At 68.8% G+C, this 22890-nt stretch carries 21 protein-coding genes; 4 read left to right on the forward strand and 17 right to left on the reverse strand.

What is annotated here, in order from left to right; all coding sequences use genetic code 11:
- Nucleotides 1–88: 88 nt before the first annotated feature.
- The 5 genes from ACFY04_RS15405 to ACFY04_RS15425 form a co-directional block, all read right to left on the reverse strand.
- Nucleotides 89–1045 carry a WYL domain-containing protein gene (locus tag ACFY04_RS15405; protein ID WP_314249447.1) on the reverse strand — a complete coding sequence of 319 codons (957 nt, stop codon included), beginning with the start codon at nucleotides 1043–1045 and terminating at the stop codon, nucleotides 89–91.
- A gap of 173 nt (nucleotides 1046–1218) precedes the next feature.
- The gene (locus ACFY04_RS15410) at nucleotides 1219–1611 is read right to left on the reverse strand and encodes an FKBP-type peptidyl-prolyl cis-trans isomerase (protein ID WP_389116913.1); all 393 of its coding nucleotides are present in this window, start codon (nucleotides 1609–1611) and stop codon (nucleotides 1219–1221) included.
- Nucleotides 1612–1639: 28 nt separating this feature from the next.
- A complete protein-coding gene (locus tag ACFY04_RS15415; protein WP_373041316.1) occupies nucleotides 1640–2581 on the reverse strand; it encodes an FKBP-type peptidyl-prolyl cis-trans isomerase in 942 nt (313 codons plus the stop codon).
- A gap of 127 nt (nucleotides 2582–2708) precedes the next feature.
- Nucleotides 2709–4070: a Pup--protein ligase gene (gene pafA, locus ACFY04_RS15420; protein ID WP_030016332.1), complete on the reverse strand. Its 1362-nt coding sequence runs from the start codon at nucleotides 4068–4070 to the stop codon at nucleotides 2709–2711.
- Between the two features lie 128 nt (nucleotides 4071–4198).
- Nucleotides 4199–5461: an MFS transporter gene (locus ACFY04_RS15425; protein ID WP_389116915.1), complete on the reverse strand. Its 1263-nt coding sequence runs from the start codon at nucleotides 5459–5461 to the stop codon at nucleotides 4199–4201.
- 144 nt (nucleotides 5462–5605) lie between these two features.
- Here ACFY04_RS15425 and ACFY04_RS15430 point away from each other — a divergent pair, with 144 nt between their 5' ends.
- Nucleotides 5606–6604 (forward strand): LacI family DNA-binding transcriptional regulator, encoded by a 999-nt coding sequence (locus ACFY04_RS15430; RefSeq protein WP_389116916.1) that lies wholly within the window; start codon nucleotides 5606–5608, stop codon nucleotides 6602–6604.
- A 71-nt stretch (nucleotides 6605–6675) separates the two neighbouring features.
- Here ACFY04_RS15430 and prcA read toward each other — a convergent pair whose 3' ends face one another.
- The 6 genes from prcA to arc all read right to left on the reverse strand — a co-directional run bounded on the left by prcA (nucleotide 6676) and on the right by arc (nucleotide 12864).
- Nucleotides 6676–7440 carry a proteasome subunit alpha gene (prcA, locus tag ACFY04_RS15435; RefSeq protein WP_030016342.1) on the reverse strand — a complete coding sequence of 255 codons (765 nt, stop codon included), beginning with the start codon at nucleotides 7438–7440 and terminating at the stop codon, nucleotides 6676–6678.
- A gap of 46 nt (nucleotides 7441–7486) precedes the next feature.
- Nucleotides 7487–8326: a proteasome subunit beta gene (gene prcB / locus ACFY04_RS15440; protein ID WP_389116918.1), complete on the reverse strand. Its 840-nt coding sequence runs from the start codon at nucleotides 8324–8326 to the stop codon at nucleotides 7487–7489.
- Nucleotides 8278–8790 (reverse strand): endonuclease VII domain-containing protein, encoded by a 513-nt coding sequence (locus ACFY04_RS15445; RefSeq protein WP_389116919.1) that lies wholly within the window; start codon nucleotides 8788–8790, stop codon nucleotides 8278–8280. The genes prcB and ACFY04_RS15445 overlap by 49 nt, the downstream gene beginning before the upstream one ends.
- Nucleotides 8791–8907: 117 nt before the next feature.
- Nucleotides 8908–9120 carry a ubiquitin-like protein Pup gene (locus ACFY04_RS15450; protein ID WP_030233608.1) on the reverse strand — a complete coding sequence of 71 codons (213 nt, stop codon included), beginning with the start codon at nucleotides 9118–9120 and terminating at the stop codon, nucleotides 8908–8910.
- 199 nt (nucleotides 9121–9319) lie between these two features.
- Complete coding sequence (gene dop / locus ACFY04_RS15455) at nucleotides 9320–10831, reverse strand: depupylase/deamidase Dop (RefSeq protein WP_202202290.1); 1512 nt, start codon at nucleotides 10829–10831, stop codon at nucleotides 9320–9322.
- A 266-nt stretch (nucleotides 10832–11097) separates the two neighbouring features.
- Complete coding sequence (gene arc / locus ACFY04_RS15460; protein ID WP_389116922.1) at nucleotides 11098–12864, reverse strand: proteasome ATPase; 1767 nt, start codon at nucleotides 12862–12864, stop codon at nucleotides 11098–11100.
- A 264-nt stretch (nucleotides 12865–13128) separates the two neighbouring features.
- Here arc and ACFY04_RS15465 point away from each other — a divergent pair, with 264 nt between their 5' ends.
- The gene (locus ACFY04_RS15465) at nucleotides 13129–13449 is read left to right on the forward strand and encodes a ferredoxin (RefSeq protein ID WP_030016354.1); all 321 of its coding nucleotides are present in this window, start codon (nucleotides 13129–13131) and stop codon (nucleotides 13447–13449) included.
- A 4-nt stretch (nucleotides 13450–13453) separates the two neighbouring features.
- On the opposite strand, the gene ACFY04_RS15470 is transcribed toward ACFY04_RS15465, so the two are convergent.
- The 3 genes from ACFY04_RS15470 to ACFY04_RS15480 all read right to left on the reverse strand — a co-directional run bounded on the left by ACFY04_RS15470 (nucleotide 13454) and on the right by ACFY04_RS15480 (nucleotide 16446).
- A complete protein-coding gene (locus tag ACFY04_RS15470) occupies nucleotides 13454–14065 on the reverse strand; it encodes a hypothetical protein (protein ID WP_389116924.1) in 612 nt (203 codons plus the stop codon).
- Nucleotides 14066–14244: 179 nt separating this feature from the next.
- Complete coding sequence (locus ACFY04_RS15475) at nucleotides 14245–15141, reverse strand: tRNA (adenine-N1)-methyltransferase (RefSeq protein WP_030016358.1); 897 nt, start codon at nucleotides 15139–15141, stop codon at nucleotides 14245–14247.
- A gap of 18 nt (nucleotides 15142–15159) precedes the next feature.
- On the reverse strand, nucleotides 15160–16446 hold the full coding sequence (locus ACFY04_RS15480) for a site-2 protease family protein (RefSeq protein ID WP_389116926.1): 1287 nt from the start codon (nucleotides 16444–16446) through the stop codon (nucleotides 15160–15162).
- A 68-nt stretch (nucleotides 16447–16514) separates the two neighbouring features.
- On the opposite strand from ACFY04_RS15480, the gene ACFY04_RS15485 reads away from it, so the two are divergent.
- Complete coding sequence (locus tag ACFY04_RS15485) at nucleotides 16515–17408, forward strand: RecB family exonuclease (RefSeq protein WP_301372193.1); 894 nt, start codon at nucleotides 16515–16517, stop codon at nucleotides 17406–17408.
- A gap of 64 nt (nucleotides 17409–17472) precedes the next feature.
- Nucleotides 17473–18144 carry a response regulator transcription factor gene (locus ACFY04_RS15490; protein WP_030016364.1) on the forward strand — a complete coding sequence of 224 codons (672 nt, stop codon included), beginning with the start codon at nucleotides 17473–17475 and terminating at the stop codon, nucleotides 18142–18144.
- A 106-nt stretch (nucleotides 18145–18250) separates the two neighbouring features.
- On the opposite strand, the gene ACFY04_RS15495 is transcribed toward ACFY04_RS15490, so the two are convergent.
- The 3 genes from ACFY04_RS15495 to ACFY04_RS15505 all read right to left on the reverse strand — a co-directional run bounded on the left by ACFY04_RS15495 (nucleotide 18251) and on the right by ACFY04_RS15505 (nucleotide 22778).
- Complete coding sequence (locus tag ACFY04_RS15495) at nucleotides 18251–19834, reverse strand: ABC transporter substrate-binding protein (protein ID WP_389116928.1); 1584 nt, start codon at nucleotides 19832–19834, stop codon at nucleotides 18251–18253.
- Nucleotides 19835–19905: 71 nt separating this feature from the next.
- Nucleotides 19906–21510 carry an ABC transporter substrate-binding protein gene (locus ACFY04_RS15500; RefSeq protein WP_389116929.1) on the reverse strand — a complete coding sequence of 535 codons (1605 nt, stop codon included), beginning with the start codon at nucleotides 21508–21510 and terminating at the stop codon, nucleotides 19906–19908.
- A gap of 566 nt (nucleotides 21511–22076) precedes the next feature.
- The gene (locus ACFY04_RS15505) at nucleotides 22077–22778 is read right to left on the reverse strand and encodes an HAD family hydrolase (protein WP_389116930.1); all 702 of its coding nucleotides are present in this window, start codon (nucleotides 22776–22778) and stop codon (nucleotides 22077–22079) included.
- Between the last annotated feature and the right edge of the window lie 112 nt (nucleotides 22779–22890).

Consider the following 22890-nt stretch of genomic DNA (forward strand, 5'->3'; position numbering starts at 1 on the left):
ACGTCTGTGGATGTCGCTCTTGTGGAGCGGTGCGGCCGCGGATCGGCCGCCGGGCTCGCGGGTCCGCGGGCCCCGGGATCGGGCCTTGTCAGGCCCCGGCCACGGCCCGCAGCCGGTCCACCACGTCCGCCCGCAGGTCGGCGGGACCGACCACGACCACGTCGGGCCCGAACTCCACCAGCCAGGCGTCCAGCCCGTGCCCGTACGGGATCTCCAGCTCGTCCCAGCCGTCCCCGCCCTCGCGCACCGCGGTGGCCTTGGCCCGCAGCGGGTAGCCCGCCCCGGCCCGCAGCCGGATCAGCGCGCTGCGGTCCGCGCTCTCCCCGGCCCAGCTCGCCACGGTCTCCCGCACGGTCACCACGTCCGGCACCTCGGCGGTGTACTTCGCGGCCCGGGAGCGGACCTTGCCGGTGATCCGGGAGAGCCGGAACACCCGCTCCGCCCCGCGGTCGCGGTCGTAGCCGGCCAGGTACCAGTGGCCGCGCCAGCACTCCAGCGCCCAGGGCTCGACCTGCCGGGTCTCGGGGCTGGCGGCGGTGGACTTGCGGTAGTCGAAGACCACCGGCCGGCGGTCCCGGCAGGCCAGCATCAGCGGCTCGAAGGCCGCCTCGTGGACGGGGATGCGCGGCTCGATCGCGCTGTGCTGCCCCTCGTACGGGTCCTCCGCCTCGGGCATCCCGCCCGCGCGCAGCTTCTGCAGGGCCCCGCTGGCGGCCCCCGCCAGCCGCGCCTGCTGCCAGACCTTGGCCGCGAGCCCCAGGGCGGCGGCCTCCTCGGCGTCCAGCGAGACGGGAGGCAGCCGGTTGCTGTCCCGGCGGGCCAGGTAACCGGTCTCGCCGTCCAGGTTCTCCACCGTCTCGATGACGAGGCCGAGTTCACGCAGGTCGTCCTTGTCCCGCTCGAACATGCGGTTGAAGGACTCGTCGTTGCCGGCCTCCATGTAGGCCTCGATGGAACCGCGCAACTCCCGCTTGCTGAGCGGCCGGCGGGTCCCCAGCAGACACAGCGCCAGATTCATCAGCCGCTCGGCCTTGGCAATCGCCATCGACGCCCTTCCGCCCTTCTCCGCCTGCACATCCGTCGGACCGTCACACGGGCCGCGACCCGATACGGACGGACCCATTGACCGTTGACCGTACCGCCCCGGCGCGCCCGGGCAAAAAGCGAGGGGCCCCCGCCGGACGGCGGGGGCCCCTCGACCGATCGCGGAGGTCCGGATCAGCCGACCTTGACCAGGTCGCAGACGAAGATCAGCGTCTCGCCCGGGGCGATCGCACCGCCCGCGCCACGGTCGCCGTAGGCGAGGTGCGCCGGGATCGTCAGCTTGCGACGGCCGCCGACCTTCATGCCTGCGACGCCCTGGTCCCAGCCCGCGATGACGCGGCCGGCACCGAGCGGAAACTGCAGCGCGGAACCGCGGTTCCACGAAGCGTCGAACTCCTCGCCGGTGGAGAAGGCCACGCCCACGTAGTGGACGGAGACCATGGCACCGGCCTTGGCCTCGGCGCCGTCGCCCTCCCAGATGTCCTCGATGACGAGGTCCTTGGGGGCCTCGCCCTCGGGGAAGTCGATCTCGGGCTTCTGGAGGTCACTCACGGAACTTCTCCTCATACGTACGAAACGGTCAACCGGAACAGTCTTACACCACCGCGAGGATGTCGAGACTGAAGACCAGCGTCGACTTCGCCGGGATGGTGCCCTGCTCCTTGTCACCGAAAGCCTGGTCCGGCGGGATGACCAGCAGGATGCGGCTGCCGGCCTTCTTGCCGACGATGCCGTCCTTCAGACCCTTGACCGAAAGCTCACTCAGCGGCCAGGTGACCGTCTGGCCGCTGGTGTAGGTGCTCTCGAAGGACTTGTCGTCCTTCCACGTCTTGCCGTTGAACTTGACGACGACGTTGTCGGTCTCCTTCACGACCGCGCCGTCACCCTCCAGGACGTAGTCCGAGACCAGCTTGGTCGGCTCGGCGGTGTCCTTCGGGACGGTCACGGAGACTTCCTTGCCGTCCGTGTTCGTGCCGACCTTGGGCAGGTCCTTGTTGTCCTGGGCGACTTCCTTGCCCGTGGCCGAGGCCGGGACGGTCGCGCCCTTGACGATGTCCACGACGAAGACCAGCGTGGCGTTCGGCTTGATCTTCTCGCCCGAGCCCTGGGCCCCGTAGCCGAGCGCCGGCGGGATCACCAGCTCGACACGGCTGCCGACCTTCTGACCCTCCAGGCCCTGGTCCCAGCCCTTGATGACGGCGCCGGCGCCGATCGTCACGTCGAACGGTGCGGGCCGCCCGAAGCTCTGGTCGAACGGCTCCTTGCCGTCCCACACCTGGCCGAGGTAGTGGACCTGCGCGATGTCGTTCTTCTTGAGCACCTGCCCGTCGCCCTCGCTGATGGTCACCACCTTGAGTTCCTTGGGCGGCGCGCCCTTCCCCTTCGACAGGGTGGGCGTCTCCCCGAAGGCGGCACCCTTGGTGATCGCGGGGGCCCCGTTCTTCATCTGGGCGGAGTCGGAGCCGCTGTCGTCGCCACACGCTGCGGTCGTCAGCAGCAGCAGGGGTACGACAAGCAGGCCGGCAAGTCGGCGCACGTGTTCCTCAGATCTCAGACGGCAAAGCGGTCGCTCGCCACTCTAAGCCGTGCACAGGGCCCCGTACGAGAGACGTACGGGGCCCTGGCGAGGAGTGCGATGTCACACTGCGGTCACTCTGCGGGTCCTACATGCCCGCGATCAGCTTCTCCACCCGGTCGTCCACCGACCGGAACGGGTCCTTGCACAGCACCGTCCGCTGCGCCTGGTCATTGAGCTTCAGGTGCACCCAGTCGACCGTGAAGTCCCGCCGCTGCTCCTGCGCCCGGCGGATGAAGTCCCCGCGCAACCGCGCCCGCGTCGTCTGCGGGGGCACCGACTTGCCCTCGAAGATCTTCAGGTCGTTGCAGATCCGCGCCGCCTGCCCCTTGCGCTCCAGCAGGTAGTACAGCCCGCGCCGGCGGTGGATGTCGTGATACGCGAGGTCTATCTGAGCCACCCGCGGATTCGACATGGTCATGTTGTGCTTGGCCCGGTACCGCTCGATCAGCTGGTACTTCATGACCCAGTCGATCTCGGTCCCGATCCGGTCCAGGTCCTCCGCGTCGATCGCGTCGAGCGTGCGGCCCCACAGCTCCAGCACCTGGTCCACCACGCCGGTACGGATCCCCCGGCGCTCGGCGAAGTCCACCGCCTTGTCGTAGTACTCCCGCTGGATCTCCAGCGCCGAGGCCTCCCGGCCGCTCGCCAGCCGCACCTTGCGCTGACCCGTGATGTCGTGGCTGACCTCACGGATCGCCCGGATCGGGTTCTCCAGGGTCAGGTCCCGCATCACCGTGCCCGCCTCGATCATGCGCAGCACCAGGTCGGTGGCCCCGACCTTGAGCAGCATGGTCGTCTCGGACATGTTCGAGTCACCCACGATGACGTGCAGCCTGCGGTAGCGCTCGGCGTCCGCGTGCGGCTCGTCCCGGGTGTTGATGATCGGCCGCGAGCGGGTCGTGGCAGAGCTGACGCCCTCCCAGATGTGCTCGGCCCGCTGGCTCACGCAGTAGACCGCACCCCGCGGCGTCTGCAGCACCTTGCCGGCGCCGCAGATCAGCTGCCGCGTGACAAGGAACGGAATGAGAATGTCCGCCAGGCGGGAGAATTCCCCGTGCCGGGCCACCAGGTAGTTCTCGTGGCAGCCGTACGAGTTGCCCGCCGAGTCGGTGTTGTTCTTGAAGAGATAGACGTCGCCCGCGATTCCCTCCTCGTGCAGGCGGCGTTCGGCGTCGACGAGCAGACCTTCGAGAATGCGCTCGCCTGCTTTGTCGTGAGTGACCAGCTCGGTCACGTTGTCGCATTCGGGAGTTGCATATTCCGGATGCGAACCCACGTCGAGGTACAGGCGGGCGCCGTTCCGCAGGAAGACATTGCTGCTGCGGCCCCATGACACAACACGGCGGAAGAGGTAGCGCGCCACTTCGTCAGGAGACAGTCGGCGCTGTCCCCTGAACGTGCACGTGACGCCGTACTCGTTCTCCAGCCCGAAAATGCGGCGGTCCATGACTGAACATTACGCCTTCTGCCCTCTTCTGAAACCGGGTTCGGGAGCGCCGTTTCGATCAGTCCCCCTCAGCGGGCCGATCAACGCCCCGATCACGGCCCGATCGGCCCATCCGCCGCGCCCGCCGATCACGGCGCCGACGGCACCTCCGACAGCACGTCAGGAGAGCCCTCCGACACACCGTCAGACGAGCCCGCGACCGCGCGACTGCGCCCACCGGTTGCCAGCACCCGCTGAGTGAGCATCAGAACCAGCAGCGCCGAAATGCCCGCCACGCCCGCCACACCGAAGCCCGCCGCGGTACCGCCCAGCTCCACCGCCGGCCCCGCCGCCGCCGTACCGATCGCCGCACCCACCCCGAAGAACGTCACCAGCCACGAGAACGCCTCCGTCACCGTGCCCGCCGGAGCATGCCGGTCCACCACGATGAACGCACACGCCAGCGCGGGCGCCAGGAACACACCCGACAGCGCCGACAGCCCCGTCATCGCCACCGCGCCCGGAACAAGCATCAGCGGCAGATAGCAGACCGCCAGCAGGGCCACCAGCAACCGCAGCCGCCGCTCGGGCGCACCGGCCCACTGCCGCGCACCGTAGAACACACCACCGATCAGCGCACCCAGCCCCAGCGCCGCCATCAGCCAGCCGTACACCGCCTGACCGCCGTGATCATCCGCGTACGCCACACCCGCCACCGTGATCGAACCCAGCGCCATGCCCACGAAGAAGAACGCACCCAGCAGCGCCAGCAGCCCACGCGAACGCAGCGCCCCCAGCCAGTGCGCCTCCCGCGGCGCCGAACGCCACTTCCGGGACGGCTCACTGACCACCACGGACAGCGCACCCAGCACACCGATCGCGTTCAGCGCCAGCAGCGCCCCCGCGGGCGACCACATCGCCACGAACAGCGTCACCAGCAGCGGACCGACGGTGAACATGACCTCCTGGGCCACCGCGTCCATCGCGTACGCCGCGTGCACCCGCTCCTCACGGCCGCCCAGCACCCCCGGCCACAGCGCCCGCAGCCCGCCCTCCAGCGGCGGCGTGAACAGCCCCGCGACGACCACCGCGGCGTACGCGGCCACCGCCGACCCCGTGCCCGCGAGCGCGAGCCACACCATGCCCAGCGCGGAGACCACCGCGGCCGGCAGCTGCACGCGCGGCTGCCCGAACAGGTCCACGGCCCGCCCCAGCAGCGGCTGACCCACCGCGTTCGCCAGCCCGTACGCGGCGGCCAGCGCCCCCGCCAGGCTGTAGCTGCCGCCCTCGGCACGCGTGAACAGCACGATCGCGATCGGCCCCGTGGCATTGGGCAGCCGGCCCACGAGCGTGCCCACCAGCAGCCTCGCGGCGTGCCTGGTCCTCAGCAGCTCCGCGTATCCCGCAGCCATGTCCGCCCCCTTCTGCCCGGATCCAGCCGGGAGTACCCAAGTAATACGTATAACTAGACCGGTCATACGTACCATGGCCGCAGTCCGCCGGTCCACCCCGCGGACCCGCCCACACCCCCCGACCTCGCACTTCAGGAGCCCCCTGTGACGAGACCCACCAGCCGCGACGTGGCCACCGCCGCCGGGGTCTCCCAGGCCACCGTCTCCCTCGTCCTCGGCGACAAATGGCCCGGCCGCGTCTCCGAACGCACCGCCACCCACGTCCGCGAAACCGCCACCCGCCTCGGCTACCGCCCCAACCTCGCCGCCCGCAACCTCCGCCTCGGCACCACCCGCACCGCCCTCCTCGTCGTCCCCGCCCTCACCAACGAATTCTTCGCCCGCGTCTACACCGGAGCCGCCCGCGTCGCCGCCGAACACGGCTTCGGCGTCGTCCTCTACCCCTCCCCCGACGGCACCGGCCCCGCCCGCGACCCCTTCGCCTCCGCCCGCGCCGCCCTCGACGGAGTCATCGCCTCCTCCATGGCCGCCCACACCCTCGACGCCATCGGCGGCAACACCCTCCCCCTCGTCATGCTCGACAGCGACCCCGCCGCCGGCACCGCCGCCGCCCACGTCAACCTCGCCATGGCCGACGGGATGCGCCAGGTCACCGAGCACCTCCTGGCCCACGGCCACCGCCGCTTCCTGCACCTCGCCTCCGCCGTCGACTCCTGGACCTTCGACACCCGCGCCGAAGCCCTCACGGCCCTCCTGGGCCCCGGCACCGAGCTGCGCACCGTACGGGCCCCCCTCACCGTCGACGCCGCCCGCACGGCCATGGAGACCGCCCTGGCCACCCCCCAGGACCGGCCCACCGCCGTCGTCTGCGACGACGACATCCTCGCCGCCGGCGCCTGCAAGGCCGCCCGCCGCCTCGGCCTGCGCATCCCCGAGGACCTCTCCATCACCGGCTTCGACGACCTCGCCCTCGCCACCGCCGTCGAACCCGAACTCACCACCGTCCACCTCCCCGCCGAACGCGTCGGCGAACAAGGCATGACCGCCCTCCTCGCCGTCCTCGAAGGCACCGCCTGGACCGCCCCCGACATCCCCGTCCGCCTCGTCGTCCGCGACTCCACGGGCCCCGCCCCCACCCCCTGACCGGACGGGAGCCGGACACGACGAAGCCCCGGCCCACCGAAACGGTGAACCGGGGCCCTCGCACCACCGGACTACTCGGCGTCGTCCTCCGGCGCCTCGTCGTTCGACACGGCATCGGCCTGCACCGCCGCCGTCACATCCGCCTCCAGCAACCGCGACAGCTGCCGGCCCCGGATCCGCTTGAACTTGCGCTGCTGCGCCCGCGTACGGTCCAGCACCGCCACCTCCAGCCGCTCGGCCGGAATCGTCTTGTCCGCACCGTTCGCCTGGCTGGACAGCGCCTGCACCGCCAGCTTCAACGCCTCCGACAAGGTCATCCCGTCCTGGTGACGCTGATCGAGGAAGGTACTGATCTGCTCGGCGTTGCCACCGACCGCGACCGAACCGTGCTCGTCCACGATCGACCCGTCGTGCGGCAGCCGGTAGATCTGGTCCCCGGCCGCGGTCGCACCGACCTCGGCGACGACCAGTTCCACCTCGTACGGCTTCTCACCCGCACTGGAGAAGATCGTGCCGAGCGTCTGCGCGTACACGTTCGCCAGCCCACGGGCCGTCACATCGTCACGGTCATAGGTGTACCCGCGCAGATCCGCGTACCGCACACCGCCGATCCGCAGGTTCTCGTACTCGTTGTACTTGCCGGCGGCCGCGAAGCCGATCCGGTCATAGATCTCGCTGAACTTGTGCAGCGCACGGGACGGGTTCTCGCCGACGAACACGATGCCGTCGGCGTACTGCAGCACGACCAGGCTGCGACCGCGGGCGATGCCCTTGCGGGCGTATTCCGCCCGGTCGGCCATGGCCTGCTGGGGTGACACATAGAACGGAGTCGACACCGGCTGTCCGTCCCTTTCTTCTGGGCGACGAGGAGACGAGGAGTGATCAGAGCAGGGCCGCGCGCGGCCCGTCGGGCTGCTCCATGCGCCGCTCGGTGATGGCCCGCGCGAGCTCCGACGACTCCACCTCGCTGAGCCTGCGGAAGCCCTCGTCGGTGATGACGGTGACGATCGGGAAGATCCGGCGGTACAGGTCCGGGCCACCGGTCGCCGAGTCGTCGTCGGCGGCGTCGTACAGGGCCTGCACGACCAGGGTGGTGGCCTGCTGCTCCGTCAAGTCGTCGCGGTAGAGCTTCTTCATCGAACCGCGGGCGAAGATCGAACCGGAACCGGTGGCGGCGAAGCCGTGCTCCTCGGAGCGGCCGCCGGTCACGTCGTAGGAGAAGATCCGGCCCTTCTCCTTGGCCTCGTCGTAGCCCGCGAACAGCGGCACGACGGCCAGGCCCTGCATGGCCATCCCCAGATTGCTCCGGATCATGGTGGAGAGCCGGTTGGCCTTGCCCTCCAGGGACAGGGTCGTCCCTTCCACCTTCTCGAAGTGCTCCAGCTCCAGCTGGAACAGCTTGACCATCTCCACGGCCAGGCCGGCCGTGCCGGCGATACCGACGGCGGAGTACTCGTCGGCGGGGAACACCTTCTCGATGTCCCGCTGCGCGATCATGTTCCCCATGGTCGCCCGCCGGTCACCGGCGAGGACCACCCCGCCGGGGAAGGTGGCGGCGACGATGGTCGTCCCGTGCGGCGCCTCGATCACGCCTTCCGGCAGCTTGCGGTTGCCGGGCAGCATCTCGGGCGAGTGCGCGCCCAGGAAGTCCATGAAGGACGACGACCCCGGCGTCAGGAAGGCTGCCGGTAGACGCCCTGTGCCACGATTGTTGGCTTCCACGCGTGTCCCTCCAAGTATGAGACGACCCGACGAGCTGCGTCGGGATCGTCACCCAACTTGCCGATGGCCGTGTTGCAGTTGAAGCACAGTACGCCTCGGACCCTACCCGTCTTGTGGCAGTGATCCACATGGACCGCCGGGCGCTTCAGACAGATACAGCAGAGCCCGCCCTGAGCGGCGATCATTTCGTCGCGATCAGCCTCGGTCATGCCGTACGAGCGCTTGAGATGACCCGCCCGACTTTCGACCGCTCGGCACGCCTTGCAACGCGTCGACAACCCGTCCGAGGCCGTCTTGTTCCGGTCCCATTCCGAGTGGGGCTTGATCCCCCCGCAGCGGCGGCAGTATTTGTGCCCCGCTGGGGCTTCGACTCGGGGACGCACGTTCTTCCCCTTGGCTATCTGACGCTGTTGGTGGTATTCGGCTGCGCATGGCCTGCAGTAGCACTGCAGGCCATCACGCATGGCCCGGTTCGAAGCGAAAGCATCGAGCGGCTTGACTACGCCACACCGCCCACACTTCTTACCCACCTCCGACACTCACCCTCCCCCGCGAGCGTCACCTTCGATTCGAAGGTGAAATCACTCGCCACCCTTCTGAACGAAGGAGCGCACGAAGTCCTCGGCGTTCTCCTCGAGCACATCATCGATTTCGTCGAGTACGGAGTCGACGTCGTCGGAGAGCTTTTCCTGGCGCTCCTTGAGGTCGGTCGATTCCTCGACCGCCGCCTCCTCGACCTCCTCGGTCGAGCGCGTCGCCTTCTGCTGTCCGCCGCCGGTGTCCTTGGTCGCCATGTCTACCTCACCCCGCTCGGTTCGCACGCTCATGTCGAGAGACCCCGGGATTCGGGATCTCTCAAGATCAGACCCTACGTCGGACCCTATAGGGAGGGTCCGACATTCGTCCCCGCACTTGTTCAAAAGGTCGCGGAACAACGTCCGGTTCTCTTCATGATTCCCGGACCGGAGGCCTTTCAGGCCCCCCAGGCGCCGCTCACTGCCCCGAAAGCACCCGCACCAGGTCCTCCGCCGTGCGGCAGCGGTCCAGGAGCTCCTTGACGTGGTTCCGGGTCCCCCGCAGGGGTTCCAGCGTCGGGACCCGCTGGAGCGAGTCCCGGCCGGGGAGGTCGAAGATCACCGAGTCCCAGGACGCCGCGGCCACGTCGTCCGCGTACTGCTCCAGGCAGCGGCCGCGGAAGTACGCCCGGGTGTCCTCCGGAGGCTTGCTCTGAGCCCGCTCCACCGCCGGCTCTTCCACCAGGCGCTTCATCTTGCCGCGGGCCACCAGGCGGTTGTACAGGCCCTTCTCGGGCCGTACGTCCGAGTACTGGAGGTCCACCAGGTGCAGCCGTGCCGCGTCCCAGTTCAGCCCGTCCCGGCGCCGGTAGCCCTCCAGGATCTCCCGCTTGGCGATCCAGTCGAGCTCCCCCGACAGGCTCATGGGGTCGCTCTCCAGCCGGCCCAGCACGTCCTCCCAGCGGACCAGCACGTCCTTGGTCTGCTCGTCCGCGTCCGACCCGAAACGTTCGTCCACGTACTTCCGCGCCAGCTCGAAGTACTCCATCTGGAGTTGCACCGCGGTCAGGGTCCGGCCGCTGCGCAGCGTGATCAGGTGCTGCAGGTCCGGGTCGTGGGAGACCTGGTGCAGGGTGCGTACGGGCTGGTCGACGGCCAGGTCGACGTTGATGAACCCGTCCTCGATCATGGACAGGACAAGTGCGGTCGTGCCGAGTTTGAGGTAGGTGGAGATCTCGGAGAGGTTGGCGTCCCCGATGATCACGTGGAGCCGGCGGTACTTCTCGGCGTCCGAGTGGGGTTCGTCGCGGGTGTTGATGATGGGGCGTTTGAGGGTGGTCTCCAGGCCGACCTCGACCTCGAAGTAGTCCGCGCGCTGGCTGATCTGGAAGCCGTGTTCGCGTCCGTCCTGGCCGATGCCCACGCGTCCCGCACCGGTCACGACCTGTCGCGAGACGAAGAAGGGGGTCAGGTGGCGCACGATCTCCGAGAAGGGGGTCTCCCGCTTCATCAGGTAGTTCTCGTGCGTGCCGTAGGAGGCGCCCTTGTTGTCGGTGTTGTTCTTGTAGAGGTGGATCGGCTGGGCGCCGGGGAGCTGGGCGGCGCGGACGGCCGCCTCGGCCATGATCCGCTCGCCTGCCTTGTCCCAGAGGACGGCGTCGAGCGGGTTGGTGATCTCGGGCGAGCTGTATTCGGGGTGCGCGTGGTCGACGTAGAGCCGTGCGCCGTTCGTGAGGATGACGTTGGCGAGGCCGATGTCCTCGTCGGTCAGCTGGCTGTTGTCGGCGGCCTCGCGGGCGAGGTCGAAGCCGCGGGCGTCCCGCAGCGGATTCTCCTCCTCGAAGTCCCAGCGGGCGCGTCGCGCCCGGTGCATCGCCGCCGCGTAGGCGTTGACGATCTGGGACGAGGTGAGCATGGCATTGGCGTTCGGGTGCCCCGGGACGGAGATCCCGTACTCCGTCTCGATCCCCATTACTCGCCGTACGGTCATGCGGCCCTCCTTGCCCGGCGGCGCTCCCCTTTCGGGAGCGGCGCTCAAGTACCGCTGGTGCTCCGGTGCGTGTGCCTGTGCGGTGCCCGTCCCCGCACTGCGCGTCCGGCGGTACGGAAGAGCCTAGAACCACTGCGCGCTCGTGGGGAGATCATTTCCGTCATTGGATCCGCCTCGTCACCGGCTGAAAAGCGGCCGGTAAAGCGGTGGGGTAAAGCAGTCGGCTGCGGATGCCCGGGGTGGGCATCCGCAGCCGCCCCGCTTTGTCAGAGGTACTGACCGGTGTTTGCCACCGTGTCGATGGAGCGTCCGGTGTCCGCGCCTTGCTTTCCGGTGACGAGGGTGCGGATGAATACGATCCGCTCGCCCTTCTTTCCGGAGATGCGGGCCCAGTCGTCCGGGTTGGTGGTGTTGGGCAGGTCCTCGTTCTCCTTGAACTCGTCCACGCAGGCCTGGAGCAGGTGGGCCACCCGCAGACCCTTCTGGTTGTGTTCGAGGAAGGCCTTGATGGCCATCTTCTTGGCCCGGTCGACGATGTTCTGGATCATCGCGCCGGAGTTGAAGTCCTTGAAGTAGAGGACTTCCTTGTCGCCGTTGGCGTACGTGACCTCGAGGAAGCGGTTCTCCTCGGTTTCGGCGTACATCTGCTCGACGACGGTCTGGATCATGCTGTGGACGGTGCCGTCCTTGGAGCCCTGGTGTTCGGACAGGTCGTCCGTGTGCAGGGGCAGCGAGGCCTTGAGGTACTTGGCGAAGATGTCCTTCGCGGCCTCGGCGTCCGGGCGCTCGATCTTGATCTTCACGTCGAGCCGGCCGGGGCGCAGGATGGCCGGGTCGATCATGTCCTCGCGGTTGGAGGCGCCGATGACGATGACGTTCTCCAGGCCTTCCACGCCGTCGATCTCGGCGAGCAGCTGGGGGACGATGGTGTTCTCCACGTCCGAGCTGACTCCGGATCCGCGGGTGCGGAAGAGGGATTCCATCTCGTCGAAGAAGACGATGACGGGGGTGCCCTCGCTCGCCTTCTCGCGGGCACGCTGGAAGACGAGGCGGATGTGGCGCTCGGTCTCGCCGACGTACTTGTTGAGGAGTTCGGGGCCCTTGATGTTCAGGAAGTAGGACTTCCCGGCGGGCTGGCCGGTGACCTCGGCGACCTTCTTGGCAAGGGAGTTGGCGACGGCCTTGGCGATGAGCGTCTTGCCGCAGCCGGGCGGGCCGTAGAGCAGGATGCCCTTCGGGGGCCGCAGTTCGTGTTCCTTGAAGAGGTCGGGGTAGAGGTACGGGAGCTCGACGGCGTCGCGGATCAGCTCGATCTGGTCGCCCAGGCCGCCGATCTTGTCGTAGTCGATGTCCGGGACCTCTTCGAGGACGAGTTCTTCGACCTCGCTCTTGGGGACGACCTCGTAGACGTAGCCGGATCGGGGTTCGAGCAGGAGGGCGTCGCCGGGGCGGATGGTGATGTCCAGGAGCGGCTCGGCGAGCCTCACCACCCTTTCCTCGTCGGTGTGCCCGACGACCAGGGCGCGCTCGCCGTCCTCGAGGATCTCCTTGAGGGTGACGATGTCCCCGGCCCGCTCGAATTCCATGGCCTCGACCACGTTGAGGGCCTCGTTGAGCATGACCTCCTGGCCGCGCCGGAGGTCTTCCGGGTCGACGCTGGGGCTGACGTTCACGCGGAGCTTTCGGCCTCCGGTGAAGATGTCGACGGTGCCGTCCTCGTTGGCTTGCAGGAAGACACCGAAACCGGCCGGCGGCTGTGCGAGCCGGTCGACTTCTTCCTTGAGGGCCACGATCTGGTCTCGGGCCTCACGGAGGGTATTCGCGAGTCGTTCGTTCTGTGCGGATACGCCGGCCAGATTTGTCTGGAGCTCGATGATCCGCTCTTCGAGAATCCTCGTGTGTCGCGGAGAGTCGGCGAGCTTTCGTCGCAGGACGGCGATTTCCTGCTCGAGATAGGCAACCTGGCCGGCGGGGTCCTCGGACCCTCGCGCGGGCCGGATGCCGCGGTTGATGTCGTCGTCGTGGGCTGCCACGGTCCTCACCTCCTCCAAGGGGAGCTGGACGCTTCCTGACCCTACCTGGGCTGGTGGTGATTGAAACCCCTAGATCACAAAGACGGTAGAGGTGTGTCCGATCTTCACCCTTGCGTACTCCCTCACGCCAAGGAAATACCCACCCATCAAACTCGGGAAGCAGCCGGTTGTAAGGTCGAACTGTTCAACACCCGTCAGGGCTCGCGCGACTTGCTGCGGGTTGTGACCGGGATGGATCACTCAGCGCAGGGAACGGCAGGAGATATGACCGTGCAGCAGGAGGCTCCGACGGGCGGCGGCGGCGAGGCCGGCGAGCCGCTCGAGGTCTGGATCGATCAGGACCTGTGCACCGGGGACGGGATCTGCGTGCAGTACGCGCCTGAGGTGTTCGAGCTGGACATCGATGGTCTGGCGTACGTGAAGAGCCCGGAGGACGAGCTGCTGCAGGACGCGGGGGCGACCACTCCGGTTCCGCTGACGCTGCTCCAGGACGTGGTCGACTCGGCGAAGGAATGTCCGGGGGACTGTATTCACGTAAGGCGCGTTTCGGACAGGGTGGAAGTCTTCGGCCCCGACGCGGAGTGACGTTTCAAACACTCCTGGCGGCCGAGTCCGTCAGCTCCTGGCGGAATTTTCCGTCGTGCCAGCGCCACTTGGCGAGCTGCTTCGTGTCGGGGCTGTAGCGGGGCACGTCGGGTGAGGAGTAGCCGACGAGGGTCGCCGTGACGAGTCCGTCGCGCACGGTGAGCTCGGTGGCGGTCTGTCGTCTCGCGGTGTCGAGCAGGGTGGCGACGACGCGGGGGCGGGCGCCGTCGGCCCGGTCCCGGGTGAGTACGTAGATCGCGTGGGGCGGGGTGCCGGAGCCGGCGTCGCAGCGGACGGCGGCCACGGTCTCGGGGCGGCCGTCGCCGTCGAGGTCGCCCTGGGCGCTGGTGGTGACGGTCTGCGGGGCGCCCTTGCAGTCGAGGGGGTAGGTGACCGCCGCCGGGTCGGGTGCGGTGGCCTGGGGGCCCTTCGCGGGGGTTTCCGCGGCGCTCGCGGTGGTGTCGGTGGCCGGGGTGCCGGTGGCGGGCTGTACGAGTCCTGCGGCGGCTATGACGGCTGCCATGGCGGTGGCCGTGGTGAGCCAGTGGACGGGCCTGGTGCGGCTGTGCTCCAGGGTGTGCGGGAGCGGGGCCGTCTCGGCGTGGCTGTGCGGCACGCGGGGTGTCTCCTGTGCGAAGGGTGACGAGGAGCCAGCATCGTGCCACACCTCGCAGGGAGGTGGAACGGCTGGGTCCGGAGCTGGTGCACAGGACAACGAAAAGGCGCTGTGGCGCAGTTCCCGGGTGGGTCGGGGGAACTGTGCCACAGCGCCTTTGTGTTGGGTCTGCGGGGCCGTTATGCGGAGCGGTCGCTGCCGGGGCCGTCGTAGTCCTCGCCATAGGCGCCCTTGGCGGGGCGGCGGCGGCGCATGGGGGGCTCGACGCCGTCCGCGAGGCGGCGGGCGGTGACGAGGAAGCCGGTGTGGCCGATCATCCGGTGGTCGGGGCGGACGGCGAGGCCTTCCACGTGCCAGTTGCGGATCATCGATTCCCACGGCTGCGGCTCGGCGAAGCAGCCGATCTCGCGGATGGACTCGACGGTCTTGGACAGCTGGGTGGTGGTGGCCACGTAGCAGCAGAGGATGCCGCCGGGGACCAGGGCCTTGGAGACGGCTTCCAGGCATTCCCAGGGGGCGAGCATGTCGAGGATGACGCGGTCGACGTCCGTGTCGGACAGGTTGTCCTGGAGGTCGCCTACGGTCAGCTGCCACGCGGGGTGGGGGCCGCCGAAGTAGCGTTCGACGTTGGCGGTGGCGATCTCGGCGAAGTCCGCGCGGCGCTCGTAGCTGTGGAGCATGCCCTGGTCGCCGATGGCGCGCAGCAGGAAGCTGCTCAGGGAGCCGGAGCCCACTCCCGCTTCCACGACGCGTGCGCCGGGGAAGATGTCGGCGAAGGCCAGGATCTGGCCTGCGTCCTTGGGGTAGACCACGGCGGCGCCGCGGGGCATGGACAGGACATAGTCGGGGAGCAGGGGGCGCAGCGCGAGGTATGCGACGTTGCCCGTGGTGCGGACAACGCTGCCTTCGGGAGCACCGATCAGCTCGTCGTGCGGGAAGGAACCCTTGTGGGTGTGGAAATTCTTCCCGGCTTCGAGCGTGAACGTGTAGTGGCGGCCCTTGGGGTCGGTGAGCTGTACCTGGTCCCCGACCTCGAAGGGCCCGCGTCGGCGGGCGGCACCGGTCGGTTCGGACATGTGACCAGTGTATTGGCTTCAGGACTGGGGCCGTGCCATGGCCTTCACGAAGGCCTTTTCGACGTCGAGGGTGGACAGGACGCCGTAGATGGCGCCGCCGGGTTCGAGGACGAGGTATTCGGTGGCGGGGGTGGCGCGGAGGTGGTCGAGGAGTTCTTCGCCGGTGAGGTCCGCTGAAACCTTCATGCCGTCGGTGAGGTCCTGGGCGAGGGTGCTGACGGCAACCCAGGGGCGGCGGTGTTCGGGGACGGAGGCGATGGCGGTTTCGCGGACGATGGCGGTGGGGTCGCCTTGTCCGTCGACGACGACGAGGGCGCGGGCGCCGGCTTCGTTGGCGCGGCGGAGGGCTTCGGAGAGGGGGGTGGCGTTCTCGACGGGGATGGCGCGCCGGGTGAGGGTGCGGGCGCGCAGTTCGGGGAGGTGTTCACGCAGGCGGGCCATGCGCAGGCTGTTGCCGGCGCCGGTCCAGATGATGCCGGCGAGGATGGCGGCGAGCAGGGCGTCCATGACGGTGTTCATGCCGCCGATTTCCTCGGTGCGGTTGCCGAGGACTCCGGTGTGGGTGAGGAGGGGGAGGCCGAGGAGGACGGCGAGGGCGAGGCCGCGGCCGACCCAGGCGGCTGCGACGGTGCCGGCCATGGGTTTGCCGGTGATGCCCCAGATCACGGCACGGAGCATGCGGCCGCCGTCGAGGGGGAGGCCGGGGAGCAGGTTGAAGGCGGCGACGAGCAGGTTGGAGATCATCAGGCCGGCGAGGAGGACGCCGGGGACGGTGGCCGGGTCGACGGCTTTCATGCCGAGGTAGAAGGCTCCGGTGAGGAGGAGGGAGAGCAGGGGGCCGACGAAGGCGAGGACGAATTCGCGGCCGGGTGTCTCGGATTCCTTTTCGATCTCGGAGACTCCGCCGAAGAACTGGAGCTGGATGCGGCGCACGGGGAGCTTGAAGCGCAGGGCGGCGACGGTGTGCGCGAGTTCGTGGACCAGGACGGAGGCGTAGAAGGCGACGGCGAAGAAGAGGGAGACGAGGTAGCGGACGGGTCCGAGGTCGGGCAGGACGCGGTCGAGCTGGTCTCCGAAGACCCAGGTGATGAGGGCGGCGACGAGGAACCAGCTGGGCGAGACGTAGACGGGTACGCCGAAGGGGCGGCCCATGAGGAGTCCGCCGCCCGGTCCGGAGCGGCCGCCTGAGCGCTCGCCGGGTTCGTCGGTGTCTGCCACGGCTGTCCTTCGTTCGGTGCTGGTGTTTCCAGTGTGTTCTGTTCGTGTACGGGGTGGTGCTGTAGCGGGTTGTGATGCTCCGATCATGCAGTGCGAGGGGGCTTGTCGTCGATGGTATGCGCGTCCTGTCGGTGGTGGGTCGTAGGGTTTTGTGCATGACGACGAGCCCCGGTGCTGTGCCTGGCGCAGCCGATGCCGATGCGCGGAGCGCTGTGGCGCCCTCTTCGCTCTCCCCTTCGCGGGCGAGCGATTTCATGCAGTGCCCCCTGCTGTACCGGTTCCGGGTGATCGACAGGCTGCCGGAGAAGCCCAGTGCCGCCGCTACCCGCGGGACGCTGGTGCATGCGGTGCTGGAGCGGCTCTTCGATCATCCGGCGCAGGAGCGGACGGCGCCGCGGGCGAAGGCGCTGGTTCCGGGGCAGTGGGACCGGTTGCTGGAGTCGAAGCCGGAGCTGACGGAGCTGTTCCCGGAGGGTGACGAGGGGGCGGGGCTGGCGCGGTGGCTGACGGAGGCCGAGGCGCTGGTCGAGCGGTGGTTCACGCTGGAGGACCCGACGCGGCTGGAGCCGGTGGAGCGGGAGTTCTTCGTGGAGACGGAGCTGGAGTCGGGGCTGCGTCTGCGCGGGATCATCGACCGGGTGGACGTGGCGCCGACGGGTGAGGTGCGGATCGTCGACTACAAGACGGGGAAGGCGCCGCGGCCGGAGTATGCCGAGGGTGCGCTGTTCCAGATGAAGTTCTACGCGCTGGTGGTGTGGCGGCTGAAGCAGGTGGTGCCGCGGCGGCTGCAGCTGGTGTATCTGGGCAGTGGGGACGTGCTGACGTACGACCCGGTGGTCGCGGATCTGGAGCGGGTGGAGCGCAAGCTGCTCGCGTTGTGGGAGGCGATCCGGGAGGCGACGGAGTCGGGTGAGTGGCGGCCTCGGCCGACGAAGCTGTGCGGCTGGTGTGATCATCAGGCGGTGTGTCCGGAGTTCGGCGGCACTCCCCCGCCGTATCCTCTGGTGATCTCCCCGCGGCCGGGGGCGGAGCGCCCGGCGGAGTCCTGATCTTGGTGTCAGGGCAGAATGGACGGGCCCGCCGTAGCCGTCCGACGAATACGAGGTAGACCCCGTGGCGATCCGCGTCCTTCTGGTCGACGACCAGCCGCTGCTGCGCACCGGCTTCCGGATGATCCTGGAGGCGGAGGAGGACCTGGCGGTGGTCGGTGAGGCCGGGGACGGTCTGCAGGCGCTGGACCAGGTGCGGGCGCTGCAGCCCGATGTGGTGCTGATGGACATCCGGATGCCGCGGATGGACGGGGTGGAGGCGACCCGGCAGATCACCGGTCCGGAGCGTGACGGGCCGGCGAAGGTGCTGGTGCTGACCACGTTCGATCTGGACGAGTACGTGGTGGAGGCGCTGCGGGCGGGGGCGAGCGGGTTCCTGCTGAAGGACGCGCCGGCGAACGAGCTGGTGCAGGCGATCCGGGTGGTCGCGGCGGGTGAGGCGATGCTCGCGCCGAGTATCACGCGGCGGCTGCTGGACAAGTACGCGGGGCATCTTCCGTCGGGTGAGGAGAGCCTTCCGAACACCTTGGGGACGCTGACCGAGCGTGAGGTCGAGGTGCTGAAACTGGTGTCCCGGGGGCTGTCGAACGCGGAGATCGCGGCGGATCTGTTCGTGAGCGAGACGACGGTCAAGACGCATGTGGGGCACGTGCTGACGAAGCTGGGGCTGCGGGACCGGGTCCAGGCGGCCGTGTACGCGTACGAGAGCGGTCTGGTGCGCCCCGGGGCCCAGTAAGGCCGGGCGGGGCGCGCATACGCGAAGGGGGCCGTACGTGCTGACACGTACGGCCCCCTTCGCGTGGTGCCGGGCCCGCTTCGGGGCGGGCCCGGCTCCGGTGGCGTCAGCCCTTGCTGATCTCCCAGAAGCGGAAGACGGTGGAGGCGTCGAGGGACCACTGCAGGCCGCTCACGTTCTGGCGGGTGACGGCGTACTGCTTGCCCTGCCAGAGCGGGATGAGCGGGAGCTCCTCGGCGACGATGTCCTGGAGGCGGTTGTAGTCGGTGTTGGCCGCGGTGCGGTCGGACTTCGCGGAGGTCGACGGGATGATCGTCCCGGTGATCTCCTTGTTGTCGTAGTTGTTGTTCAGCACGTTGTCCGGGCCGAAGAACGGCTGCGTGAAGTTGTCGGCGTCCGGGTAGTCGGGCACCCAGCCCTTGACGTACACGCCGTACTTGCCGGCCTGGATGTCCTTCTCGTACTGCTCGTACTCGACGGACTTGACGTCGGCGTCGAAGAGACCGCTGTCGTTGAGCTGCTTGGCGATGACCTCGAACTGCTGGTCCGTGGAGGGGCCGTAGCGGGACGGGGTGGAGTACAGGGTCAGCTTGACCTTGCCGTTGATGCCGCCGGCCTTGAGGACGGCCTTGGCCTTTTCGAGCTGCGGGGTGCCGCCGTAGCGGTCGAAGAACGGGGTCGTGTGGCCGGCGATGCCGGTCGGCACGATGGAGTAGAGCGCGGTGGCGGTGCCCGCGTACACGTCCCGGACGAGGGCTTCGCGGTCGATGAGGTAGGCGATGGCCTTGCGCACGGGGAGCTTGCCGACGACGGGGTCGTTGACGTTGAACACCATGTGCTCGACCTCGGCGCCGGTGCCCTGGACGACGTCGACCTTGTTGTCGCCGGTCTTGCTGGAGGCGAGGGCGGCGATGTCCTTGGCGGCGAGGCCGCGGAAGGCGAAGTCGACGTCGCCGCTCTCCAGGACGGTCTTGAGGCCGGCCTGGTCGCCGTTGAAGAACTTCAGCGTGACGCCGGTGTTCTTGGCCTTGGCCTTGCCGCTGTAGGACTCGTTGACGGAGAAGGTGGCGCTCTTCTCGCCGAACGAGTCGAGCTTGTAGACGCCGGAGCCGACGGCCTTGTTGTCGGCGCGCAGCTTGTCGGCCGGGTACTCGGTGTGGTCGACGATGGAGCCGGCGCCCGACGCGATCTTGCTGGGGAAGGTGGCGTCGGAGGTCTTGAGCTTGAAGACGACGGTCTTGTCGTCCGGGGCGTCGATGCTCGCGATCGACGCGAGCATCACGGCCGGGCCGTTCGCGTCGTTGATCTTCAGCGTGCGCTCGAAGGAGAACTTGACGTCCTTCGAGGTGAGGCTGTGGCCGTTGCTGAACTTCAGGCCGTCCCGCAGGGTGCACTTGTAGAGCTTGCTGTCGGCGCCCTCGAAGCCGCAGGCCTGGGCGGCGTCGGGCTCGGGGGTGGTGCCGCCCTTGGGGAAGCTCAGCAGCGACTGGAAGACGTTGTTGAACAGCAGCCAGGAGCCCGGGTCGTAGCCCGATGCCGGGTCGACGGACTTCACCTTGTCGGATATGCCCATGACCACGCCCTTGCCGCTGCCGGCATTGGAGCCATCGGTCGAACCGCAACCGCTGAGCAGCGCGGCGGCGGTGGCTGCGCCGAGCGGGGCCGCCAGCCACTGGTTACGTCGATTCACGCGAACGTCCTTCACAGTCGAACTGTTTCGTTGGTCCGGCCCGCGACTTCCGCTGCCGGTCGTTGCCTTGCTCAGCCGCTTACGCCACGGCCGAGCTCCCACAGCTGGAGGTCGGAGATGGCGTTGACCGACCACTCCACTCCGGTGATCCCGTCGCGTGCGGCGACGTACTGCTTGCCCTGCCACAGGGGCAGGACGGGCACGTCCTCGGCGACGATGTCCTGTATCTCCGTGATCGCGGGGACGGCGACCGTACGGTCGACCGCCCGCCGGGATTCGGGGATGAGCCTGCTGCGTACCGCGCTGTTGGCGTACGGCGTGCCCAGGAAGTTGTCCTGCTCCAGGAACGGGGCGAGGAAGTTGTCGGCGTCCGGGTAGTCGGGGAACCAGCCGAGCCCGTAGGCGGCGTGGTCGCCCTTCTTCTGGGCGGGGCGGAAGTCCGCCCACTCGCTGCCCTGGACGGTGATGTCGAACAGGCCGGTGGAGTTCAGCTGGGCCTTGAGGGCCTCGAACTCGGCGGCCGTGCCGTCGCCGTAGTGGTCGCTGGTGTAGTGCAGGGTCAGCTTGACCGGGGTCTTGATCCCGGACTCCTTCAACAGGGCGGCGGCCTTGGGCGTGTTGGCCTCGCCGTACTTGTTGTAGAAGGAGTTGACGTGACCCGTCACGGTGGTGGGGACCAGCGAGTAGAGCGGCTGGGCGGACTTGCCGTAGACCTTGGAGATGAGCTGGCCGCGGTCGACGGCGGCGGCGAGCGCCTGGCGTACGGCCTTCTCCTTGACGACCGGCGCCTCGGTGTTGAAGCCGAGGTAGCGGATCTCCAGGCCGGGCATCGGGACCAGCTTGACGCCCTTGGGCGGCTGGGCGCTGAACTCGGTGATCTGGGCGGGCGACAGGGTGCGGGAGACCATGTGGATCTTCCCGTCGGTGAGCGCCTTGCCCATGGCCGGGGAGTCGGTGAAGGTGCGCAGCTCGACCTTGTCGTTCTGCAGCTTGAGGTCGCCCTTGTAGTGCGGGTTCTTGGTGAAGACGGCGCGGACCAGCCGGTTGCCCTTGACCTCGGCCTTCATCGTGTACGGGCCGGAGCCGTCCACGGCGAAGCCCTCGCGGAGCTTCTTGGCGTCGTAGTTCTTCTCGCTGACGATGCCGGCGGCGGGGGTGGAGAGCTTGAACGGGAAGGTCGCGTCCGGGGTCTTCAGGTGGAAGACGACGGTGTCGGTGCCCTTGACCTCGACGTTGTCGAGGGTGGAGAGCAGCGAGGAGGGGCCGTTCTCGTCCTTGATGGCGAGGACGCGGTCGATGGAGAACTTGACGTCCTTGGCGGTGAGGGGCTCACCGTCGGCGAACTTCAGACCGGGGCGCAGGGTGCAGCGGTAGCTCTCGTTGCCGGCGTCGGTGAAGCGGCAGGCGGAGGCCGCTTCGGGGACGGGCTGGCCGCCGCCGCGCGGGGTGTGCATCAGCGTCTGGACGGTCTGGCGCAGGACGTTCCAGGCGCCGGCGTCGTAGGCGTAGGCCGGGTCGAAGGGGGCGGGAGCGAAGTCTGCGGCCTCGAACCGATCGGTGGTTCCGACGACGATCGCTCCGGATCCTGCTCCTCCGCCGCTCGCGCTGCCGCAGGCGGCCAGCGCGGGGGTGAGCAGTCCGGCCGCGGCCGTCAGCACCATGGTCTTGCGGTTCATGCTGGAAGTACTCCCTGTAACCGGCACTTGTTCAAAGCGGCGTAGAGGGCACTTCGCGGCGGTCGCCCGTTCGGGGCGGAACGATCGGGCCGGTGTTGTGACGATCGGTCCACGCGTTCCCGGCACAGGGGTGTGTGCCAGGGACGGCTGAGGTGCGGCGTAGTGCCCGCGTCGACACTAGTGGCCCGGGCGGGGATGGCTGGAACTGACCGGACTTGGGGCGTAATCGCACCGTGATCGGAGCGAACTGCCTGTTCACACGCAGGGCTGCGCAGATTCGGTCAGGGGCTGATCAATCCGGACACAAGGGAAGGGTCAGGGGGTCCGGGACGGGCCCGCAGGAGGGTTGACGGGTGACCAAGGTCACGCTGAGCGACTGCCCCGGAGAACGTGGAATTTCAGCCTCCGGGGCCTGCGACGGAAGATCCTTCCGTCGGACCTCGCTCCCGCGCATGTTCCGTTCGGTACGGAGCGTGCATAGAGGACGCCGGTGCGTGGCGGCGTACGGGGCGGACCGTGGCGGTACGTGGCGGTGCGTGGCGGTGCGTGGCGGTCGGCCGTCACGCTCAGTTCATCGGGGCGATGAGCGAGCGCAGGAACGCCAGGTCCACGTCCTCCAGCGAGCGGACGACCGTGCGCCCGGGGGCGGATTCGATCACGCCGACCGAGGGGATGGCCACGACCCGGCAGCCGGCGGCCTCGGCGGCCGCCACACCGGTGCGGGTGTCCTCGATGACCGCGCACCGCGAGGGGTGGGCGCCCAGCGAGCGGGCGGCGAACAGGTACGGGTCGGGGTGCGGCTTGGTGCGGACCACCTCGTCGCCGGCGACGGTCATCGTGAAGCGGTCGCGGCCGAGGGTGAGCAGGACCTGGTCGATGACCCGGCGGTGGGAGGCGGAGACGAGCGCGGTGGGCACGTTGTGCCGGGCGAGCTCGGACAGCAGCCGCTCGGCGCCGGGCATCAGCGGCACCCGGTCGGCGATGCGGGCCTCGAAGCGCTCGTTGAGCAGGACGCTCAGCTCGGCGAGGCCGATGGCGGCGCCGGTCGCCTCGATCAGGAAGGTCGCGCTGCGGCTCATGGGGCCGCCGACGACCACGTCGCGCCAGGACTCGTCGAGACGGTGGCCCAGCTCCTGGAAGATCTCCGCCTCGATCTCCCACCAGAAGCCTTCGGTGTCGACGAGGGTGCCGTCCATGTCGAGCAGCACCGCCTGCAGGGCAGAACCGTCGGCCGTACGGGCGACGGGGGCGGGAACGGTGCTCGTCATGCGCATGCCTCTCAGAAGGGACGAGAAGGCCGGTCACCTCTTCCGCGGGGCATACGACCCCGGGGAACAGGCGACCGGCCTGTATGGGACCGACAAGTGTACGTCGGTGGAG

Source organism: Streptomyces sp. NPDC001549 (genome assembly GCF_042894025.1).
GTDB lineage: Bacteria > Actinomycetota > Actinomycetes > Streptomycetales > Streptomycetaceae > Streptomyces > Streptomyces kutzneri.

Coding starts and splice junctions, on each gene's coding strand:
- ACFY04_RS15405 (WP_314249447.1), bottom strand. CDS start 1,045: ATGGCGATTGCCAAGGCCGAGCGGCTGATGAATCTGGCGCTGTGTCTG.
- ACFY04_RS15410 (WP_389116913.1), bottom strand. CDS start 1,611: ATGAGGAGAAGTTCCGTGAGTGACCTCCAGAAGCCCGAGATCGACTTC.
- pafA (WP_030016332.1), bottom strand. CDS start 4,070: ATGGACCGCCGCATTTTCGGGCTGGAGAACGAGTACGGCGTCACGTGC.
- ACFY04_RS15425 (WP_389116915.1), bottom strand. CDS start 5,461: ATGGCTGCGGGATACGCGGAGCTGCTGAGGACCAGGCACGCCGCGAGG.
- ACFY04_RS15445 (WP_389116919.1), bottom strand. CDS start 8,790: ATGCGTGATGGCCTGCAGTGCTACTGCAGGCCATGCGCAGCCGAATAC.
- ACFY04_RS15450 (WP_030233608.1), bottom strand. CDS start 9,120: ATGGCGACCAAGGACACCGGCGGCGGACAGCAGAAGGCGACGCGCTCG.
- dop (WP_202202290.1), bottom strand. CDS start 10,831: ATGACCGTACGGCGAGTAATGGGGATCGAGACGGAGTACGGGATCTCC.
- ACFY04_RS15465 (WP_030016354.1), top strand. CDS start 13,129: ATGACCGTGCAGCAGGAGGCTCCGACGGGCGGCGGCGGCGAGGCCGGC.
- ACFY04_RS15475 (WP_030016358.1), bottom strand. CDS start 15,141: ATGTCCGAACCGACCGGTGCCGCCCGCCGACGCGGGCCCTTCGAGGTC.
- ACFY04_RS15480 (WP_389116926.1), bottom strand. CDS start 16,446: ATGATCGGAGCATCACAACCCGCTACAGCACCACCCCGTACACGAACA.
- ACFY04_RS15485 (WP_301372193.1), top strand. CDS start 16,515: ATGACGACGAGCCCCGGTGCTGTGCCTGGCGCAGCCGATGCCGATGCG.
- ACFY04_RS15500 (WP_389116929.1), bottom strand. CDS start 21,510: ATGAACCGCAAGACCATGGTGCTGACGGCCGCGGCCGGACTGCTCACC.
- ACFY04_RS15505 (WP_389116930.1), bottom strand. CDS start 22,778: ATGACGAGCACCGTTCCCGCCCCCGTCGCCCGTACGGCCGACGGTTCT.